This window comes from Selenomonas ruminantium subsp. lactilytica TAM6421 (genome assembly GCF_000284095.1).
Classification (GTDB): Bacteria; Bacillota; Negativicutes; order Selenomonadales; family Selenomonadaceae; genus Selenomonas_A; species Selenomonas_A lactilytica.
Genome location: NC_017068.1, coordinates 1,912,513 through 1,932,118, shown reverse-complemented (window position 1 = coordinate 1,932,118; position 19,606 = coordinate 1,912,513). Strand labels below are relative to the sequence as shown.

At 45.0% G+C, this 19,606-nt stretch carries 21 protein-coding genes; 17 read left to right on the top strand and 4 right to left on the bottom strand.

Annotated features, from left to right (window positions below; genetic code table 11):
• Positions 1-72: 72 nt before the first annotated feature.
• Positions 73-675 (top strand): phosphoribosylanthranilate isomerase, encoded by a 603-nt coding sequence (locus SELR_RS09520; RefSeq protein ID WP_014425011.1) that lies wholly within the window; start codon positions 73-75, stop codon positions 673-675.
• A 65-nt stretch (positions 676-740) separates the two neighbouring features.
• Positions 741-1,010 carry a hypothetical protein gene (locus tag SELR_RS09515; RefSeq protein ID WP_014425010.1) on the top strand — a complete coding sequence of 90 codons (270 nt, stop codon included), beginning with the start codon at positions 741-743 and terminating at the stop codon, positions 1,008-1,010.
• Between the two features lie 44 nt (positions 1,011-1,054).
• Here the strand turns inward: SELR_RS09515 and SELR_RS09510 are convergent, their stop codons facing one another.
• Positions 1,055-1,900 carry a polysaccharide deacetylase family protein gene (locus SELR_RS09510; protein ID WP_014425009.1) on the bottom strand — a complete coding sequence of 282 codons (846 nt, stop codon included), beginning with the start codon at positions 1,898-1,900 and terminating at the stop codon, positions 1,055-1,057.
• 114 nt (positions 1,901-2,014) lie between these two features.
• A complete protein-coding gene (locus SELR_RS09505) occupies positions 2,015-2,689 on the bottom strand; it encodes a C40 family peptidase (protein ID WP_014425008.1) in 675 nt (224 codons plus the stop codon).
• Positions 2,690-3,041: 352 nt separating this feature from the next.
• Here SELR_RS09505 and cpaB point away from each other — a divergent pair, with 352 nt between their 5' ends.
• The 13 genes from cpaB (at position 3,042) to SELR_RS09440 (ending at position 16,522) form a co-directional block, all read left to right on the top strand.
• The gene (gene cpaB, locus SELR_RS09500) at positions 3,042-4,001 is read left to right on the top strand and encodes a Flp pilus assembly protein CpaB (RefSeq protein WP_014425007.1); all 960 of its coding nucleotides are present in this window, start codon (positions 3,042-3,044) and stop codon (positions 3,999-4,001) included.
• Position 4,002: 1 nt separating this feature from the next.
• Positions 4,003-5,556, top strand: coding sequence for a type II and III secretion system protein family protein (locus tag SELR_RS09495; RefSeq protein ID WP_014425006.1), 1,554 nt, complete (start codon positions 4,003-4,005; stop codon positions 5,554-5,556).
• Between the two features lie 23 nt (positions 5,557-5,579).
• The gene (locus SELR_RS09490) at positions 5,580-6,413 is read left to right on the top strand and encodes a CpaE/TadZ family protein (RefSeq protein WP_014425005.1); all 834 of its coding nucleotides are present in this window, start codon (positions 5,580-5,582) and stop codon (positions 6,411-6,413) included.
• Between the two features lie 11 nt (positions 6,414-6,424).
• Positions 6,425-7,555, top strand: coding sequence for a CpaE/TadZ family protein (locus SELR_RS09485; RefSeq protein ID WP_014425004.1), 1,131 nt, complete (start codon positions 6,425-6,427; stop codon positions 7,553-7,555).
• Entirely contained in the window at positions 7,552-8,532 is a 981-nt protein-coding gene (locus SELR_RS09480; protein ID WP_014425003.1) for a type II secretion system F family protein, read from the top strand. Before SELR_RS09485 ends, SELR_RS09480 begins: the two co-directional genes overlap by 4 nt.
• Before the next feature lie 68 nt (positions 8,533-8,600).
• Positions 8,601-8,777, top strand: a complete 177-nt coding sequence (locus SELR_RS09475; protein ID WP_014425002.1) for a hypothetical protein — start codon at positions 8,601-8,603, stop codon at positions 8,775-8,777.
• A 23-nt stretch (positions 8,778-8,800) separates the two neighbouring features.
• Positions 8,801-9,241, top strand: a complete 441-nt coding sequence (locus SELR_RS17815; protein WP_014425001.1) for a TadE/TadG family type IV pilus assembly protein — start codon at positions 8,801-8,803, stop codon at positions 9,239-9,241.
• 14 nt (positions 9,242-9,255) lie between these two features.
• Positions 9,256-10,650: a TadA family conjugal transfer-associated ATPase gene (locus SELR_RS09465; protein WP_014425000.1), complete on the top strand. Its 1,395-nt coding sequence runs from the start codon at positions 9,256-9,258 to the stop codon at positions 10,648-10,650.
• Positions 10,650-11,603 carry a type II secretion system F family protein gene (locus tag SELR_RS09460; protein WP_014424999.1) on the top strand — a complete coding sequence of 318 codons (954 nt, stop codon included), beginning with the start codon at positions 10,650-10,652 and terminating at the stop codon, positions 11,601-11,603. Before SELR_RS09465 ends, SELR_RS09460 begins: the two co-directional genes overlap by 1 nt.
• A gap of 23 nt (positions 11,604-11,626) precedes the next feature.
• Positions 11,627-12,046, top strand: coding sequence for a GtrA family protein (locus SELR_RS09455; RefSeq protein WP_014424998.1), 420 nt, complete (start codon positions 11,627-11,629; stop codon positions 12,044-12,046).
• Positions 12,043-13,587 (top strand): NAD(P)/FAD-dependent oxidoreductase, encoded by a 1,545-nt coding sequence (locus SELR_RS09450; RefSeq protein WP_014424997.1) that lies wholly within the window; start codon positions 12,043-12,045, stop codon positions 13,585-13,587. The genes SELR_RS09455 and SELR_RS09450 overlap by 4 nt, the downstream gene beginning before the upstream one ends.
• Entirely contained in the window at positions 13,577-15,235 is a 1,659-nt protein-coding gene (locus SELR_RS09445; RefSeq protein ID WP_014424996.1) for a hypothetical protein, read from the top strand. The genes SELR_RS09450 and SELR_RS09445 overlap by 11 nt, the downstream gene beginning before the upstream one ends.
• Positions 15,236-15,271: 36 nt before the next feature.
• Entirely contained in the window at positions 15,272-16,522 is a 1,251-nt protein-coding gene (locus SELR_RS09440; protein ID WP_014424995.1) for a TadE/TadG family type IV pilus assembly protein, read from the top strand.
• Between the two features lie 89 nt (positions 16,523-16,611).
• Here the strand turns inward: SELR_RS09440 and SELR_RS09435 are convergent, their stop codons facing one another.
• Positions 16,612-18,132 (bottom strand): recombinase family protein, encoded by a 1,521-nt coding sequence (locus SELR_RS09435; protein ID WP_014424994.1) that lies wholly within the window; start codon positions 18,130-18,132, stop codon positions 16,612-16,614.
• Positions 18,133-18,458: 326 nt separating this feature from the next.
• Positions 18,459-18,989 carry a helix-turn-helix domain-containing protein gene (locus SELR_RS17810; protein ID WP_014424993.1) on the bottom strand — a complete coding sequence of 177 codons (531 nt, stop codon included), beginning with the start codon at positions 18,987-18,989 and terminating at the stop codon, positions 18,459-18,461.
• 228 nt (positions 18,990-19,217) lie between these two features.
• Here SELR_RS17810 and SELR_RS09425 point away from each other — a divergent pair, with 228 nt between their 5' ends.
• Together SELR_RS09425 and SELR_RS18900 are read left to right on the top strand one after the other, a co-directional pair.
• The gene (locus tag SELR_RS09425; RefSeq protein ID WP_041914368.1) at positions 19,218-19,442 is read left to right on the top strand and encodes a helix-turn-helix transcriptional regulator; all 225 of its coding nucleotides are present in this window, start codon (positions 19,218-19,220) and stop codon (positions 19,440-19,442) included.
• 11 nt (positions 19,443-19,453) lie between these two features.
• Complete coding sequence (locus SELR_RS18900) at positions 19,454-19,606, top strand: hypothetical protein (protein WP_158645800.1); 153 nt, start codon at positions 19,454-19,456, stop codon at positions 19,604-19,606.

The window sequence follows — 19,606 nt, the reverse complement described above, 5'->3', positions numbered from 1 at the left end:
AGCCTGTAACATAATAGTCATTGATGATGATAATTGTAAAAAAATGTTATGGGAAGGCAAGAAGGAGTCGCTATGAGAGCTAAAATTTGTGGTATAAAGGATTTATTTGCTGCCAAGGTGGCGGAAGAGGCTGGCGCAGATTTTATTGGCTTTGTATTTTATAAGTCCAGCCCCCGTTATATCGATCCGCAGAAGGCGGCGGTTATCTGTCAGCAGATTCGCGAGGCCCGTTGTGTTGGCGTCTTTGTGGATGAAGAGCTGGAGACGGTCAATGAAATCGCTGACCTGGTGGGGCTGGATTACGTGCAGCTTCATGGCCATGAGTCCGCGGCCTATGCTGAGCAGGTCACTTGCCCGGTGATCAAAGCATATTCATATGATGAAAATTTTTCTGTGGAAGAAGTCAATGCCTACCCGTCGGAAATGGTATTGCTGGATACGCCGCATCCTACGCTTCCCGGCGGCACGGGCAGACAGTTTGACTGGCGCAAGGCAGCCCGGGATATTGCCCAGATCCACAAGTCGGTGCTGGTGGCAGGCGGCATCAACCGGGAGAATGTCAAGCAAGTCAATAAACTGCTGCATCCCTATGCTGTGGATGTATCCAGCGGGGTAGAGGAAAATGGTGAAAAATCCCTGGATAAGATTCAGGCGTTCCTCCGTCGGATCAAATAAGAGGATTTTTCCTTTGCATGACGAATTTTAACCATATAAGAGCTGGACAGAAAGGAAGATTCGTCATGATAGTTACGGATAAAGAAACAGTAAACGCAGCGGAGGAGCTGATTCGCCGGCATAAGGGAAACCGTCCGGAAAAGCCGCGCAGTTACCACGAGATAAGCGCCCGCTATGGTCAGGCGATTCAGCAGTATCGCATTCTGATGCAGGCTGAAGTGGATAATCGGGAACAGCGGGTGATGCTCTACTCAGAGATCAAGACGCTGGGCTGGTGCATGGGCCGGGATGAGGCCAAAATCGTCAAGGAAATCAATGTAGGGATGCCTTCCTGAATTTATAGCGCAAAAAAAAGGAGCCGTGCGGCTCCTTTTTTCATTTAAGGTGTGGGAACGAATCGGGCCAGGAAGTTATGACCTCCCGCTAACAATTCGCGATTCAGTTTTGCCAGTGGTGCGAAGATGGGCGTGTACTGCAGGCGCAGTTTGAAGCGCATCAGGGTGTGATTGGTGCAGCCAAAGATGGGCACCCGGTCCAGGATGTAGTGGTTCTCGCTCTTATCGGCCAGACCGTAGTTGACGGTGAAGGCACCTTTGTAACCGGCCTTTTTTACCAGCTGCTGCAATTCTTCATCGTAGGAACCACAAGGATAGGCCAGGAAGTTGATTTCCTTCTGCAGATGCCATTCCAAGGCTTTTTTCGATCCGTCAAGCTGATTCCAGGTTTCCTCCGGGCTGGTGCTGTCCAGCTGTTCATGGGACAGGGTATGGCTTTCAAAATCAATCAGGCCGCTGTCCTGCATTTCGCTGACTTGTGTCCAGGTCAGATAGTTTGGATAGGTGCTGACATAATCCGAAATCAGGAAGATGGTGGCTTTGAGATTGTATTTCTGCAGAATGGGGAAGGCATTGCGGTAATTGTCCGCATAGCCATCGTCAAAGGTGATGATGACCGGTTTTTCTGGCAGCTTTTCTCCATTTTCCCAAGCATTGATCATTTCCTCCGGCGTGATGACGTGATAGCCTTCCTCTGCCAGATATCTCATCTGTGCTTCGAACTGATCCGTATGAACGGTCAGGGCGTTTTCATCCCGGTCGTTGATCTGATGATAGTTCAGAACTGGTACAGACTGGTCAGCACTGTGGATAAGATAGAAACAGACGGCCAAAACGGTCAAGACAACGGCCGCCAGTAAAAGCAGCAACCGCTTTATCCAAATTGTCATTGAAAGACACTTCCTTTGATTTTTTCGCATATTGACTACTATATAACAATGGCCTGTTTCTGTCAATTAGAAAAGCCCCCGAGCAGGGGGCTTTTTGCGTTTTCATGGGAAAAATCAGTTGAGTACGCGGCAGGCACCAGCATAGTGGGCCACGCGGTAGTCACGGCTCAGATTGTCGTAGGCGATGCCATGGCTGGAAGAGGCATGGATCATCTGGCCATTTCCTACATAAATACCGACATGGGAGATATTCACGTAATCGCCGGCAAAGAAAACCAAATCGCCAGGCTGAAGTTCAGCTTTGGAGACAGGCCGTCCGGCGGTTGCCTGAATATCTGCCGTGCGGGGCAGCTGGATACCCTTCTGTGCGTAGACGTACTGAACGAAACCGGAGCAGTCAAAACCATTTGGGCTGCTGCCACCCCAGACATAGGGAACGCCCAGGAATTGCTGCGCGAGGTCAATGATGCCATTGCCGTCAGCAAAGTAGGACTGGCGCTCATGCTCTGGCATAGCGCGATGGAAAAGTGCCTGATAAGAATGGGAACCAACTTCACCATCTACTTCAAGATTATTATCCTTCTGGAAATCGGCGACAGCTGCTTTGGTAGCCGGGCCATAATCGCCGTCCACAACTACGTCATAGCCACGGCTGGCCAAAGCCTGCTGGATTTCAACAACTTCACGGCCGGTATCGCCCAGCTGGAAGCTGGCGGCCTGGGTAATCGATGCGGAACTCAGAAAAAATGCTGCTGCGGCAAGCAGGCAGCCTGGTATTGTCAGACGCAAGTAAAAAACCCCCTTAACATTGTACACAAAACTAGGTAAATTATAGCATATTAGTACTTTGCAGGTCAACTAGGTACTAATAATTTTGGTGCGGATTTTTGGGGACTGTAGTCCTATGCTTGTTTCAGATTAAACGAGATTTTTCCAAAATAGGTGAAATACTGCTCCATTTGGGGCAAAAAAAGGTTGAATTCATAATATGTCATGTGATATAGTGTTAAGAGTTCATTAGAAGACCATTAAAGTGGCCTCAAAAAGTCTAAAAAGTGGGGACAGATGCCCTAAGATGGCTGTCATGTCTCTGGTTCATTCAATTGGTTGATTGAGTTGATTAGGTAAGGATGATCAAAGCGTGAAAAAGTGGATGCTGGATGCCAAGCTGACCTATAAACAATGGGTGTCGCTGGCAGTGGGAGTCAGTTGTCTGTTAGGAATTCTGGTTTATTTTTCGCTGTCAGGTGTGGAAACAGCAGCGAAAGATACGAATCAGGTGGAACTTGTCAAGGTCGTAGTGGCCAAGCAGGATATCCCAGAACGTACGATTATTAAGGACAATATGCTCAAAGTAGTGGAGATGCCGGTGGATGTAGTCCCGGCTGAAGCGGTGCATGAAGTCAGCGAGATTACCGGCAATCCCACTAGCGTGGCCATTCAGCAGGGCGATATCATGACCACGAAAAAGATCTATACCGATGTGCGCATGGCGGGGTTTACAGGAACCATTCCCGCAAATTGCCGTGCGGTATCTGTGGCAATCACGGATATCACGGGTGTGTCCGGTTTCGCAAAGCCGGGTGACTTCGTGGATGTAATGGTGGTTTCCGGAACCAAGGAAGGCGGCTTCAAGGGCGAAATCCTGTTGCAGAATGTACAGCTGCTGGCTATCAATAAGACTGGCAGCCAAGGTGCTGAGGCAGATAATGGTGATAAGTCTTCCGATAACAAGAATAGTGGTGAGGAAGGAGCCATCAAGGGCAGCAGCGATGCTATGGCAACTGCAACCCTGGCATTGCCGTTGGATGAAGCCTTGAAAGTGGCAACGGCTTCCCAGAAGGGAACGATCTATCTAGTGCTCCGTCCAGTGGCACCAACCGATATCTTTACCATCAATACGGATTATATGATTCCGGGTGAACGCAGCGTTGACAGTGCGCCTCGTACCAATGCGCCGGCAGCTTCTGCGCCAACGTCGGCGCCGGTAGCAGCACCGGCACCCGCACCAGCAGCTGCGCCTGCAGCGGCTAGTGCCAGCACGCACGAGAGCGGCGGAATGAAGATAATTCGTGGGACGAGATCGACAGGGGGAAATTGATTTGTTCACAGGGAAGAGAGCCGCGGCTATTGCTCTGGGGCTGACAACTGCCGCTATCGTGGCACCGGCACCGGTTTATGCATATATGCAGCCTATCTGGTTAGGCGTCAATCAGTCTTATTATCTGAGTCCTGGCAGTGCGATAACGCGTGTAGCCGTTGGCAATCCAAAGATTGCTGATGTACAGGAACTGGGGCCTTTTGCCATCAATATTGTAGCCGTTGGTCAGGGAACTACAACCATCAATGTTTGGACAGCCAACGGAATGCGTCAGGATTTTACCGTCAGTGTCAGCAACGAAGACAAGGGCCTGGCATCGACGATTGAACGGGCCATCAATCTGCCTGGTGTTACGGTGCAGATGGTAGAAAATCGCGTCCTTTTGCGCGGCCAGGTCAAGAATCAGTATGAAAAGGATCTGGCGTTTAAGATTGCCTGCCTCTATGTAGGTGAGAATCCGGTGGCAACCAAGAAAGGCAACATAAAACTGGGGGATAATACAGGTTCGTCGGCGAATGTAAAGACCGAAGTGACTACAGAGGAGCAGATCGATAGCAGTGCGCGGGTTATTAACCTTCTGGATATGGAGAATCCTGATCAAATAAATATGGAGGCCCTCGTTATCGAAATCAACTCCGATGCGGCTAAACAGTTGGGCGTGACCTATTCATCACCGGTCACTTCATCTTCTTCTGATACTGAAGGGGTGACCTTAGGTGATACAGGTCTGTTCTACGGTGGGGAAAGCTTTGGTCAGCAGCGCAGTAAGGGCAACCACTGGTATACGAAGAATTGGCTGTTCACGCATTTTTCCCAGATCAATGCGCAACTGCGGCTGATGATTGAACAGGGGAAGGCGCGGGTGGTATCCCGCCCCAATATTACCACCATGAGTGGTAAATCTGCAGGCATTTTGGTAGGCGGTCAGATTCCCTATCCATCTGCTTCCAGTTCTAGCAACAATATTACGGTGGAATACAAGCCTTACGGTATTTCTCTGAATATCCTCAATCCCACAGTGGATCAGCAGGGCAATGTCCAGGCAAAACTCAATGCTGAGGTCAGTCGTTTGGATTGGACGAACAGTGTTACGGCTAATGGTTATAAAATGCCAGGTCTGTCCACACGTTCGGCCCAGACCGAAGTCACGATTCCCAATGGCATGACCATGGCCATTGGCGGTCTGCTGAACTCGGAAGATTCCAAGACCATCACGAAATTGCCTTTGCTGGGAGATATTCCCATCTTGGGTGAACTCTTCAAATATCATAATGACAGCCGGCAGAAGTCGGAGATCATGATTCTCCTTACGCCGCGGGTAGTTAATGAACGCACGCCGGTCAAGATGTCGGAGAAGATGGAAGAGGCCTACCAGGAAAGCCGCCGGGATTACAAGATCATGCGCTCCGTTGATCCCAATGGCGTGACAAGCGGTAAGATGACGAAAGCCGAGGCAAAAGCCGACCGCAAAGCCCGGGAGGAAAGGGCAGATAAGGAACTGCGGGGCGAGGAAACAAGTCCGCTGGATCAGATTATGCCAGTAGGTAACAATTAATTAAAAAGTAAGAAGGAGACATTATGCCAGGATTTACACAGGAAATACACGGCGTTGTCATAACCTTTTTCAGTACCGCTTCGGCGGTGGGTAAGACCATTATCAGCACTAATATGGCCGCTGAATTGGCCCGTCAGGGTAAAAAGGTCTGCCTTGTAGATTTTGATTTGCAGTTTGGGGATGTCAGCAATTACCTGCAATTGCTGCCCCAGCGCACGTCCTATGATCTCCAACAGGCCATGGCTCTGCAGGGGCGCAAAGTGCAGGCGGAGGAATATCTAACGCCCTTTGAATACAACAATGTAGTGTTCTACGTATTGGCAGCGCCTGCGAAATTGGAGGAAGCTTATAATATCGATGCTGACAAGGCCATAGATATGATTCGGCAGTTGCAGAATATCTTTGATTATGTGCTGGTGGATACCACCTCCATGTTCAGCAAGCTGAATCTGGCCTTGCTTGACTTGTCAACTATTGTCAGCTTCCTGGGGATTGTGGATTTCATTCCAACCATCAAGAATATGAAAATCGGCACGGATACGCTGAAAAAGCTGAATTACGACAAGAATAAGATCCGTCTGATCTTGAACCGCAGCAATGCGAAAACCCGTATCAGCATTGCCGATGTGGAAAATCTGCTGGGCGAACCTTTCTATCACATTCTGCCCAATGATTTCCAGGCGGCCAGCCGTTCCATTCAGGATGGTGTTCCTTTGGTGCTTCGCTCGGGCGGCAGTGAATTGGGGGATGCCCTGCGGGATCTCGTGGCGCGTTATACCAACCGTGCGTATGATAATGTCATGGACGATGATGAAGAAGAAGTGTCAGAGTCCTGGTTGTCTAGGATTTTTGGCTGAGGAGGTAAGTTATGGAATACCGCGTATTGCTGGTAGAGTCAGATCGCTTGATGCTGGAACGGCTCAGCCAGGTGGTAAATGATACCCCGAACTTCACTTTGGCGGCCAAATTCCAGAATGTCAGTGATGCCTTGGGGCAGGGAGCAGTATTCAGCCCCAATCTGATTCTGTTGGATATTGAACAGCCTGGAGGCATGGGACTGATTGACGAGTTCAAACGTGCCTATCCGGCGGCAGCTATCCTCTGCATGGGGGAAAAGTGGCAGGCAGAAAACGCCAGCCACAGTGTCAAGGCCGGTGCCAAAGGCTATATCATCAAGCCCTTTACAGGAGTGGAACTGCAGGAGACTGTGGATACCTTCTCCCGCCTGGGCAGTGAGGCCGGGGCCGAGACATTGGTGTTCTTCAGTCCCAAGGGCAAGAGCGGCAAGACAACCTTGATTGCCAATCTTGCCATGGCTCTGGCCCGCAAGACGCGGGAACCGGTGGGCATCATCGATGCGGATCTGCAGTTCGGTGATATGGCCGTGTTCTTCAACCTTGCGCCCCAGACCACCATTGTGGAAGCGGTGCGGGATACGAAGTTCCTGTCACCGGCGTCCCTGAGTTCCTATTATATGCCCGTGGCGCCAAATGTCAGCGTGCTATGCGGCACGAAGACGCCGAATATGATTGACAAGGTGTCAATCAAGCGGTTGGAAAATCTCATCGCCATGAGCCGCAGCCTGTTCCGCTATATCCTCATCGATGTGCCGGCGGGCTTCAATCCTACATCCATTGCGGCGGCGGAAGCGTCCAGCACCACCTTCGTGATGAGCATGATCAATGGCGCTTACGAGATTGACCATATGAAACGGGCCTTGGAAATCTTCCGGGATTGGGAAGATATGGAAACCCGGGTTAAGACTATCTTTACCCGCGTGGAACCTTGTGATTCCCGTTCCAAACTTGAATTATCGCAGAAATTGGGGTATCCCGTAACCGAGATCATCCCCAATGAATATGCCATCGTTTCTGACGCTGCCGATAAGGGCAAGATGGCTACGGATATCCGTCCGGACAGTCCCTTGTCCCGGCAGGTTGATCGTCTGGCTGATAACATCATTGGCCGGCAGCATCGCATAAGGTGGGCTGCTTCATGAAGCTAGCATTATCATTAGCTGTGACCTTGCTGACCTTCGGCCTGCTGATGATGTTGATCCGCATCAGAATGCGTCAGCACACGGATTTGGTCAATCGCATGGAGTATTTCTCCGGTGCCGCTATGCGCCTGCGCCAGCAGGAACTTAGAGGAGAGCGGGCTAAGGCCGTGGCCAAAGACAGGTTCCGCAACTTCGTCCAGCGGGCGGGTGCCTGGGTAAGGAAAATCCAGCATAGCGGCAATAGTATGGACTTCAAGATGCAGCAGGCTGACTGGCCACTGCTGGGGTCTGAATTTGAAGTTATCCTGGGACTCCTGGGCGGGCTCTGTGCCGCGATTACCATGGCGGCTACGTTGGAACCTTTATGGTCATTGGCCGCCTTTGCTGGTGGTGTCATACTGGGGCTGATGTTCCTGAGTATTCATATCAAACGCCGCCAAAAGGCCTTTACCAATCAGCTGGGCGATATGCTCACCATGGTGGCCAACGCACTGCGGGCCGGTTTCAGCTTTATGCAGGCCTTCGAACATATCGCCCGGGAAATGGATGCACCCATTGGTCGGGAAGTGCAGAAGGTTGTCAATGAAGTGAATATCGGCGTTGATTTGGAAACAGCCCTAGACAATATGCAGAAAAGGGTTAACAGCCCTGATTTTGAGCTGGTTGTCACTGCCGTGCTGATACAACGGCAGGTGGGTGGTAATCTGGCGCAGATTATGGATACGATTAGTGATACTATTAATGAGCGTATCCGAATGCGCAGAGAGATTATGGCGTTGACTGCCCAGGGGCGGGCATCAGGAATTGTATTGACAGCTTTGCCGATAGCATTGGGCTTTGTCCTGTCAATAATCAATCCTACATATTTACAGCCGTTGTTTACAGAGCCCATTGGACGTATGTTTATGGTGGCAGCGATTGTAATGGAGATTGTTGGCTATTTGGTTATCCAAAAGATAGTAAATATAAAATTTTAATCTTGTATGTCAATCCTATGGGGATTTGCATAAATAAATTATTTATTTAATTAAGGGAGGATTTCAGAATGAAGGAAATCATCGAGTATTTGAAGGCACGTTATCTTAGCGAAAAGGCTCAGGGCATTGTGGAATATGCACTGATTCTGGCTTTTGTTGTGGCGATTGCTGCTTATGTTGGCGGTACTGGTACGCTGACGAATAAGATTAAAGATGTATTCATTGGTGTAGAGAACGCATTCTAATTGAATGGAAGGGAGGTAGCAGTATGAAATTCCAAAGAGGTCAAGCTATTGTGGAGTTTGCATTGTTGCTGCCTCTCTTTTTAGTTTTACTATTTGGTATTTTCTATAGTGGCATGGTAATGGCCGATTATTTGACTTTAAGCAGTATAGCTCGCAGTAGTGCAAGAGAGGCTGCAATAGTAGACAATAAGAACAAGTACAAGACTATAAGAGATAATTACGTAAAAAAAAGTAAGTTACCAATTGATATTTTAGATTGGAATCCTAAAAAAAATGAAAATGATTTTAAGATAACTTATGAAAAAAACAGCCAAAATGTCATAGTAGAATTGAAGGCTGACTTAAATAAAGATGGTGTTGGTTATACTTTAGCTGGTGTATTGGATAACATAACCGGCAGTGATATGAAGGATATTAGCTTGAAGATTAGATATACAATGTATAGTGAAAAACAATTGGAGTAAGCGGGGGAAGCAAGATGTCATTATTGACGCGTCTGGGACGTAGAGATGGGCGAAATAAGCAGGTACGGATTTTTGCCGCACAGGATGAAGCACAGGAGATGGCAGAAGAACGCTCCTACCAGGCGGTAAAGCATCGCATCCATCAGCGAATCATCGATGAAATGACGCCTGCCGAACAGGTTGTACTGTCCAGCCTGAACCAGGATCCCCGCCAAGTGGAAGAGATTATTACCCGTTATTGCGAAAGGGCTTTGGATACGGCAGCTTTTACGATTCCACGGGGAGAAAAGGCCAGACTGATTGCTGACATTCGGGATGAAATGCTGGGATTGGGGCCGATTGAGCCGCTTCTGCAGGATGACAGCATCACCGAGATCATGGTGAATGGCCCCAAGAAGGTCTTTGTGGAGCGTTTGGGCAAGCTGGAACGGACGGATGTGCAATTTCATGACAACGCCCATATCATGAATATCGCAGAACGCATTTTGACACCGCTGGGCCGCCGGATTGACGAGTCGTCTCCTTTGGTGGATGCCCGCTTGGAAGACGGCAGTCGTGTGAATATCATCATTCCGCCACTGGCTCTTAATGGCCCGTCGATTACCATCCGTAAATTCTCCAAGAAGCCGTTGACTGTGGATAATCTGATTGCTTTTGGTACCATCGATGAGAAAATGGCCAAATTCTTACGAGCCTGTGTCGAAGCGCGTGTCAACATTCTGGTGTCCGGAGGTACAGGCTCTGGTAAGACAACCACGTTGAATGTCATTTCATCCTTTATTCCGGAGGAGGAGCGTATTGTCACTATCGAGGATGCGGCGGAACTGCGCCTGCAGCAGGAACATGTAGTAACTCTGGAGTCCCGTCCTGCCAATATTGAAGGGGAAGGGCAGATTACCATCCGCGACTTGGTGCGCAATGCTTTGCGTATGCGTCCTGACCGCATTATTGTTGGTGAGGTGCGTTCCGGCGAGGCGCTGGATATGCTGCAGGCCATGAATACCGGTCATGATGGCTCACTGACCACCGCCCATGCTAACAGTCCCCGCGATGCCCTGTCCCGTTTGGAAACCATGGTGCTGATGTCTGGCTTGGAATTGCCCGTGCGTGCTATTCGTGAGCAGATTTCTTCGGCAATCGACTTAATTATCCAGCAGTCCCGAATGCGGGATGGCAGCCGCAAGATCACCCATGTAACGGAAGTTCAGCATATGGAAGGCAATACCATCACCATGCAGGATATTTTCCGTTATCAGCAGCAGGGATATGATGAGAGTGGAAAAGCCATTGGCACTTATGTAGCGACAGGTCTTAAGCCTGATTTCATGGATAAATTTGAGATCAATGATGTGGAATTGCCGGAGGATTTCTTTGCGGTAGAATCAGGTGACAGGAGGAGCATATTCTGATGTTGATATTTCTATTCTCCTTATTCCTGGCACTGACTGCATTCTTGCTTTTATATGCTATTATCCGCAAGGTGATTCTGCCCCAGACCAGTGTACGCCAGCGTATTTTTGCACTAGAAAATAATGATAATAATGCTCCCATAGAAGCAAGTAAACCAATGGTCAAAAAGGATGGACAACGGAAACTCCGTGAGATTCCGTTTATGGAACGTGTGGTGAAACCTGCTGGAGAACGTCTGGCAGAGTCCGTCAGTCGTATGACACCGAAGCAGGTATTAGCTCTTGTGGAAAAGCGCTTGGTTATGGCTGGTAAAGCTCATGAATGCACGGCTCCGCAATTCGTGGTTATTTGCCTGATAGGGGCGCTATCTATGTGGTTCGTTACCTTCACTTTGGTGGGAGATGGCAATTTTATTCTGATTCAGAAAATAGTTTTTATGCTGTTAGGTGGCGTGATGGGCGGTTTTATGCCTATAGCCTGTCTTAATACCATGATGCAAAAGCGTCAAGCTGAGATTGCCCGTCAGTTGCCGGAGGTTTTGGATCTTCTTTGTGTCAGCGTGCAGGCAGGTCTTTCCTTTGATGCGGCACTGAGTAAGATTACTGGCCGCATGAAAGGCGAACTGATATCAGAATGTAAACGCCTGCAGGAAGATATCCGTATGGGCATGGTACGCCGTACTGCCATGAAAAATCTGGCCAGCCGTTGTGATGTACAGGATGTGTCGCTTTTTATGACTTCTGTAATTCAGGCAGAGCGGCTTGGTACTAGCATGAGCAAAACATTAAAGAATCAGGCTGATAATATTCGGGAACGTCGGCGTCAGTTCGTTAAAGCACAGGCTATGAAGGCGCCGGTAAAGATAGTTTTCCCGTTGGTTTTATTCATTTTTCCGGCCTTGTTTGTGGTGACACTGGTACCAACATTATTGTTCTTGCTTAAGAATATGTGATGATATTTAGAGGTGTAGATAAGATGAATTTTCCAGAACTGTTCCGCTATGCAATAGTTGGAGCAGTTTCTTTTTTATTTGATTTTGGGATATTGATGTTTTTTTACAATGTTATGGGCTTATATATACCCTATGGCCTGTATATTGCGACTGTTCTAGGGTTTGTAGGCGGACTTGCATTAAACACATATCTTTCTGTGAAATTTGTATTCATTGATAATAGTCAGCTTAAAAATAATAGCTTTAAATGGCATGATGGAGCGTCGGTTTTTCTTATAGGAATAATCGGCTTGTTGCTTACAGAAATTGGAATGTTCGTGGGTGTGGAAATCCTGAACATCTATTATGTGCTGACCAAGATAATAGTTACGGCAATTGTCTTTTTGTGGAATTATTGGGCGAGAAGACGATTTGTCTTTTATAGGAGTGTATTGATTAAATGAAAACGGCAATAATAATTGGAGCAGGCCCCGCAGGCTTAACAGCAGCATATTATATGTTAAAGGAAACAGATATACATCCTATAATAGTCGAAAAGGAAGACTATGTTGGTGGGATAGCCCGTACTGTAAATTATAAGGGCAATCGCATGGATATTGGTGGCCATAGATTTTTCTCGAAAAGTCCGGAAATTGTTGCTTTGTGGAAAGAGCTACTGCCTGTGCAGGGAGAATTGGCAATGGATGATAGGATGCTTAACCGGGTAAACAAGCTGCAGGATAATGGACCAGACCCGGATGAGGAAGACACTGTCATGCTGATTCGGCGGCGAATATCCCGCATCCTGTATCTGAAACATTTTTTTGATTACCCGATTTCATTGGGCTTCAATACGATACGAAATTTGGGAATGAAACGTTTGCTGGTAGTTACAGCGAGCTATTTCAAAACGATGCTTGTTAAGCTTCCTGAAAATAATTTAGAGAACTTTATGATCAATCGGTTTGGGAAAAGACTATACCAGATGTTTTTCAAAGAATATACACATAAGGTATGGGGGAGATACCCTGCCGAAATCGATGCAGATTGGGGCAGTCAGCGGATAAAAGGTGTATCTTTGCTGGGGCTTATCAAGAATTTTTTGGTGCGTATTACGCATGCTCGCTCACAAAAGGTAGAGACCTCCCTGATTGAGGAGTTTTATTATCCCAAATATGGCCCAGGACAACTTTGGGAGAAAATGAAGGAAGAAATAGAGAAGCAAGGCGGGGAAATCTATCTAAATAGTGAGGTGCAGGAACTCTGTTGCCAGGATGATAAACTGACATGTGTAAAAACAAAAACGGATATGGGCGTAAAGATTTGGAATCCTGATTATGTAATTTCCAGCATGCCAATAAAGGATTTGATCCATGATATTGCAGACACGCTGCCTCCTCAAAAGGTAAGGGATGTGGCTGACGGCCTTTTATACCGTGATTTCATCACAGTAGGGCTGCTGGTAGATAAATTAAAGTTGAAAAATACGACCAAAATCAAAACGCTTGGTAATATTGTCCCGGATTGTTGGATTTATGTACAGGAGCCAGAGGTGGAGATTGGACGGTTGCAGATATTTAACAATTGGTCGCCCTATCTGGTACAGGATCCTGTCAATAAAGTTTGGCTAGGGCTGGAATACTTTTGTCAGGAAAATGATGAGAAATGGTCCATGCGTGATGAAGAATTTATTAAATTCGCCATTAAGGAACTAGAACATATCGGTGTTATTTCCGCAGGCGATGTTGAGGATAGTGTTTGTATTCACGTTCCTAAGGCTTATCCGGCTTATTTTGGTAAGTATAAGGAATTCCCTGTTATTAAGGATTATTTGGATTCAATCGATAATCTTTTCTGTATCGGTCGTAACGGCCAGCATCGTTATAACAATATGGATCACTCCATGATGACGGCTATGGAGGCTGTTAAAACGATAATTGATGAAAATAGTAATAGAAATAATATATGGAATGTGAATACGGAGCAAGAATATCATGAAAATTAAGCCAGGGAAAATTTCGTTAATACGCTACGCATGTTTGCTTATAGGCCTGTTATTTATTAGTGGGAAGATTGATAATGATGGCTGGTTTTTGCTTAATCATGGACGTTATGTAGCGGAAAATGGTATACCATATATAGAGCCCTTTACCATACATGAAAATTTCTCGTTTGTGATGCAACAGTGGCTAACTAGTTATATCTTTTGGGAAATATATAACTGGTTAGGAATTAATGGCTTGATTGCGCTTTTATATCCGATGGGGGCTTTGACTATATATGCTTTGTATCGTCTAATGTTGATGACAGCGAAGGGGAATAAGGATATAGCGTTAGTTATATCGAGCTTTATAGGGATAGCCATATGCTTATTTTTTATAAAAAATCGGCCACAAATATTTTCAACATTGATATTTGTGATTGAAATTATAGGTTTAGAAGCTCTTCTTCAGACAAATAACAAGAAGTATTTATTATTATTTCCGTTTTTGTCATTGGCGTTAATCAATTTGCATGCCGCCATGTGGCCAATGATGCTTATTTTTATGCTGCCATTTTTCTTGGATCACTTGATATGCTATGATGTAAAGAAATATTTTGTTAAAGACAATACCATAAATATATCTTATCTTTGTACTATAGCGATACTTATAGTGTTGGCGGGATTTATCAATCCCTATGGCTGGGATGCCATGACTTATGTTTTTCGCTCATATGGATATGATATAATTTCTAATTACGTAGGTGAAATGAAGCCTATAACAATTCGAACGGGTTATGGTAAATTTTTTGAAATACTGTTCTTCTTGATGATTGTTATCTATGCTCGTCATAAGGTGGCAATTCGGCATATTTTGTTTACCTTAGGTACTATGATAATGGCTCTGTCATCATTTAGAAGCCTTTATCTATTTTTGACTATTGGTCTCTATCCTTTGGCTTATGTATATCGAAATTGGCAGGGATTGAGCAATACTTCTACCCCTACAGAAAATATTATTCGATTGCGTAAGGTTTTAATTTTACTGACGAATATTGCATTTTTGTGTGGGATCGTCAAGCAGCAGAATATAATATTTAAATGTGTTGAATCATTTGGGGGAATACTGGTTTCCTTAATATTGTTGGCAGTAGGTGGCTTGCTGTTTTTTGAGTGGAAATATGGCAGCTTGCGCAATGTGAAGGATAGGTTTTTGCGTTGGGGATACATAAGTGTCGCCTTGATTGTAAGTTGTTGGCTTTTGTTGATTACAGGGATTAAGTTTGTGGAGACAAATCAACAGCCAGATTCAGCTGAGGCAGTAGAATACATATTAGCACATGAACCTGTTGAAAATGTAAGATTATGGACAGACTATAATGAGGGTAACTATCCGGAGTTTAGAGGGATCCGTTGCTTTTTAGACACTAGAGCAGAAGTGTTTCTAAGTAGTAATAATAAACAGCGGGACGTGTTTTATGAATATATATCATTAGAAACAGGGAAAATTGATTATCGGACTTTCTTATCATGGTATGATTTTAATTATATTTTGGTAACTGAAAATGATATTATGTATGCCTATTTGCCTAATGATGATAAATATGAACTCGTTTTGAGTTATCAAACTGATGATAATCAGAGGATTTGTTTGTATCACGTAAAATCGTAATATGAATACTATTCATTGATAAGGGGGATAAATAGTATGAAAGTAAAATCATTTTTGGGACAAAAAGGAGCGGTGCTAATACTGACAGCATTTGTTTTACCTATGATTATTGCGATTGCTGGGCTGGCTGTAGATTTTGGTAATGTATATTTACATAAGGCTGTACTACAGAATTGTGCGGATTCATCAGCACTGGGAGGCGCGAAATATGGAGTTCGAACAGGCAGTTTTAAGAAAAATGATGCAGATACTGAGGCTAATATACTGCTGGAAAAGAATAGAAAATACGATTTAGAGAGTAAAGATTATCAATATACTGCGAGTAGAAAATATCCTGAGAGTAAGCACTATTATATTGTAACTTTACAGGAAAATGTGCCAATGTTTTTTTTGCGGTACTTTGGATTTAAGAATATCGATATAAAGGCCTCTGCTAAAGTTTTGATAAAAAGTGATGGCCAGAAAAATGCATTTTCATATTTGTTTTGTTACAGAGATGATTTGTATGTAGTTAATACAGTGCCCAGCAATGATCCGTATATTATCAAAAATTTTAACGGTGATATTGCTTATACTAATGATGTGATTCCAATTAAACAATATGACACAACATTGTATAAAGCTCATTTGTCGAATGGGTGGTCACAGGATGAAAATTCTGGGATTAGACATTTGTATAAGACAAAGGGAAGAAAAGATGTTAACGATGATAAGACGGATGACATATCGGATCCCGTTTTTAAAGAGAATTTAAAATTACATGTAGATTCTTTAGATGCGAAAATATTAGAGGAATACAAAAAATCAACAAATGGATTATCTCGGAATTTGACTAGTAAGGACTTAGATAATGTGACTTCGATTCGTTGTTATGAATCAACAGATTTGACTATAGATCGACAGATATGGGGAAATGTTGATGAGCCAATTTATATTTATGTTCAAGAAAGCGATGTTTTCCATTTAAATGTATATGCGGATAGTCGGCGCCCGGTGATTATCTGTCAAATAAAGAATCCTAACAATCAATGGTCAAGAGGCGGCAAGATGCATGTGGTTGGAAAAAATGGTGTGACCTTCCGTGGGATATTATATATTCCCGATTGTAATGAACTCAATATTAATGAAGAAAATATGAATTTTAAGGGTTCAATCGTATCACCGTCAATAAGAACACAAGGTAAAGGTTCATATGAATACGAAAGCTTTATAAAAAATAGCGGAAGCGGAAGTAATAGCAGTGTAGCTGTTTCACCGGAGGTTTCGTTGGTGGATGAAGCTGATTGATATTTATATGGTGGAGATGAGGCTACACCGTCCGTTCGCCTACAGGCTACGCCAAGCCATACAGGAAAAGGGAGGTGCTCAAAAACAGACTATGCTTTTTTTGATGAAATAGGGGTACTTGACAAAAGCCTGTCAGTGTGGTAATGTACGCCGTCCATACCGATAAACATATCAATGTCAACTTTGTCCTCATATAGCACTACTCTCGATACAAAAGAATGAATCATGGCTGACAATCCTTTTTCATCCTTGACCGCCTGCCATGCCTGCAAAACCTCTCTCACAGAGTCCACATCAAGGGCGTTTTGTTCCTGCTTTTTGAGTTCTGTCAAGCGTGCTCGTAGGATTGCACTACGTTCTGCATTTTTCTTCAAACGTGTAGCGATGATTTCAGAAACTTGCCCCTGTTCAATAAAGCCTAAGAGATTGTCGTTTGCTTTGTCTATAGATTTCAGTTCCGAGTCTATGTTATGGACTTCAACCGCAATGGATTTGTTTTGCCGTTTCAGTTCAGAGTTGATGGAAGTGACAATCTGCTCAACCTTGCGCTTGTTTCTGATGTTTGCCTTGACCGCCTTTATGACGTATTCTTCTAGCTTGTCTTTTGGGATTTGTTTTGCGTTGCAATGCTCACACCTGTAATAAGCATGAAGCCGTTTAGAACCATCTTTTTGAGCACGACGATAAAATGTGCCTGTAACTGATTTGCCACATTTCCCACAGACAACAAGCCCCGATAGCAGGTAGTTTACGTCAGAATGGAAAGCACCGTTTTTCTTTATTCGCTGATAGATACGGTCTTGTGTTGCTTGCCACGTTTCCATGTCGATGATGGCAGGCATCCCATTGGGGATTTCCACCATGTCGTCTGCTTCGACATGGGAGTTGCGGGGCATGTTGTGACCGCCCCTAGTCTTGCCGTATGTATATGTGCCAATGTACTTCTTGTTGCGGAATAGGTCATGCAGGGAGTTGTTGCCGAATTTATTGCCTCGTTTCGTGCGGTAGCCACGGCGTTCGCATTCTGCAATAATGTCGGGGTACTTTGTTCCGGTGGCGTATGCGCTGAACAGGTAACGGACAATGACCGCCTCTTTTTCGTTGATGATGTATTTGTGGGTGACAGGATCAACATCATATCCCAATGGTGGTATACCGCCATTATGGACGCATTTAAGGGCGTTTTCGTTTTGCCCCTTCTTTACCTCTTTGGCAAGGTTTCGGCTGAAATAAGCAGCCATGCCTACAAGCTGATTTTCCATCAACTGACCTTCGGGCGTTTGTGTGTCGAACGCTTGCCCTGCGTACTCAATGGAAACGCCTGCCCGCATGAGTTTCATTTTGTTCATGTAGTAGTCGTACTCATTGCGGGCGTTGCGGTTGACTTTGTGGAATACAACCACATCAAACCCGCCCTTTGCAGCGTCTTTGAGCATTTGTTGATATGCAGGGCGGTTGTCATTGGTAGCGGAAAATGCCTCGTCTATGTATTCGTGAATGACATTGTAGCCCTTCTCGTCGCAATGACGATGGCAAAAGCGAAGTTGTGCGTCGATGGACTCTTCGCGTTGATTGTCGCTCGAATATCGAGCATAAATTACTGCATTCATAAAATTTCCTCCTTGAATCTTTTGCAGTACGGAAATGTAGTGGTAATATAGATTATGTCCTCGGACGGAGCAAGGCGATGTTGTTACATTTCCTCCTTATAAAATTCAATAGTTACCCTTCCTACTACGGCGGTAGGTTGGGCAACATGGTTTTCTAGCTTAATGGTAGAGCGACCACGGGCGTTTTGCTATCTGCGCCAATGGTAGGTGTCGGTTTGAGTCCGACAGAAACCTTCCTTCTTTTGGGGATGACCCCCTTAGTTTTTCTTTGAGAAATCTTCCTAGCGGAAAAGGTTATTGCATAATGCAATAGCCTTTTTTGTTTGTCAACTAAATAATAAAGCAGATAACGCTATAGCGGTGGTGGTAAAGCCCGTACTTATGGTTTTTGCCTTTGTTGATTCGCCATTTTTAAGAAATTCTCTTGATAGTTCGATTAGTTGCTTTTTTAGCTTGCGGGACTCCTCGATTTCTTGCAGTAAGGTATCTTTTCCGAAAAGATACTGTGCATAGTGGTATAGTGCCAGTTGCCGTTCTTTTGGCATTGAGTGATACCACTTTACAATCTCATAGATATGGTGGTCTTTGTCTAGGGAAACTGTCCATAGCCCGTTAGAGCCGTCGTGGAGTGTTTTGGCGGGCTTTTCAATGTCTGACCGACTCATAAGGTAATCTAACGATACGCCGAAGAAGTCAGCAAACTTGCACATTGTAAGCGCATCCGGGATTCGTTTCTCGTTTTCGATAAGCGAGAGTGCAGATGCCGTGTAGTTCATATTGAATCGAGAGTTGAATTTCGCCAACATTTCCTCTTGGGTCATGCCGTAGCGTTTTCGTAATTCTTTGATTCTGCACATAGGCAAACCTCCTGTTGCAATACTTTTGTAAAGAACGCAAAAATACTCCAATATATAGTAATTTAGTAATTATGAGTGAAATATTAAAAAAACTTGCTAAAAATCTAAAAAAATAATGTAAAATACTTTACATTATGTAATCTAATAGTTATAATAAGTACATAAACAAAAACTATTAAACAACACCGAAATAACGCGACACCGCGATAGATTGGGGGGGGTGAGTGCATGGGGCTTTGCAGAAACAAGTTGAAGGCTGCGAGGACGCTAAGAGGTTTCTCACAGGCTGACGTTGCTAGGGTTATTGGCGTAAGTTTGGCAACGTACAACAACAAAGAGAATGGTAAAAAGAGCTTTACGGTAGACGACGCAGGCAAGATAGCATCAACATTGAAGTTAAGCCCGCAGGAAGTTATCGAAATTTTTTTTCCACACCAACTTGACGTAATGTAAAGTTATGGAAAATGAAAGAAGGATTGATAGGTGTTCAAAGAAAGAAAAAACCGAACACACGCGCCAGTCAATACAGTGTGGCAATGGGTTTTGGCGAACTCGTTGCCGACAAGATGGCAAAACAGTATCGAAAGGCGCAGGCGTTCAGCAGGCAGACAATGTGA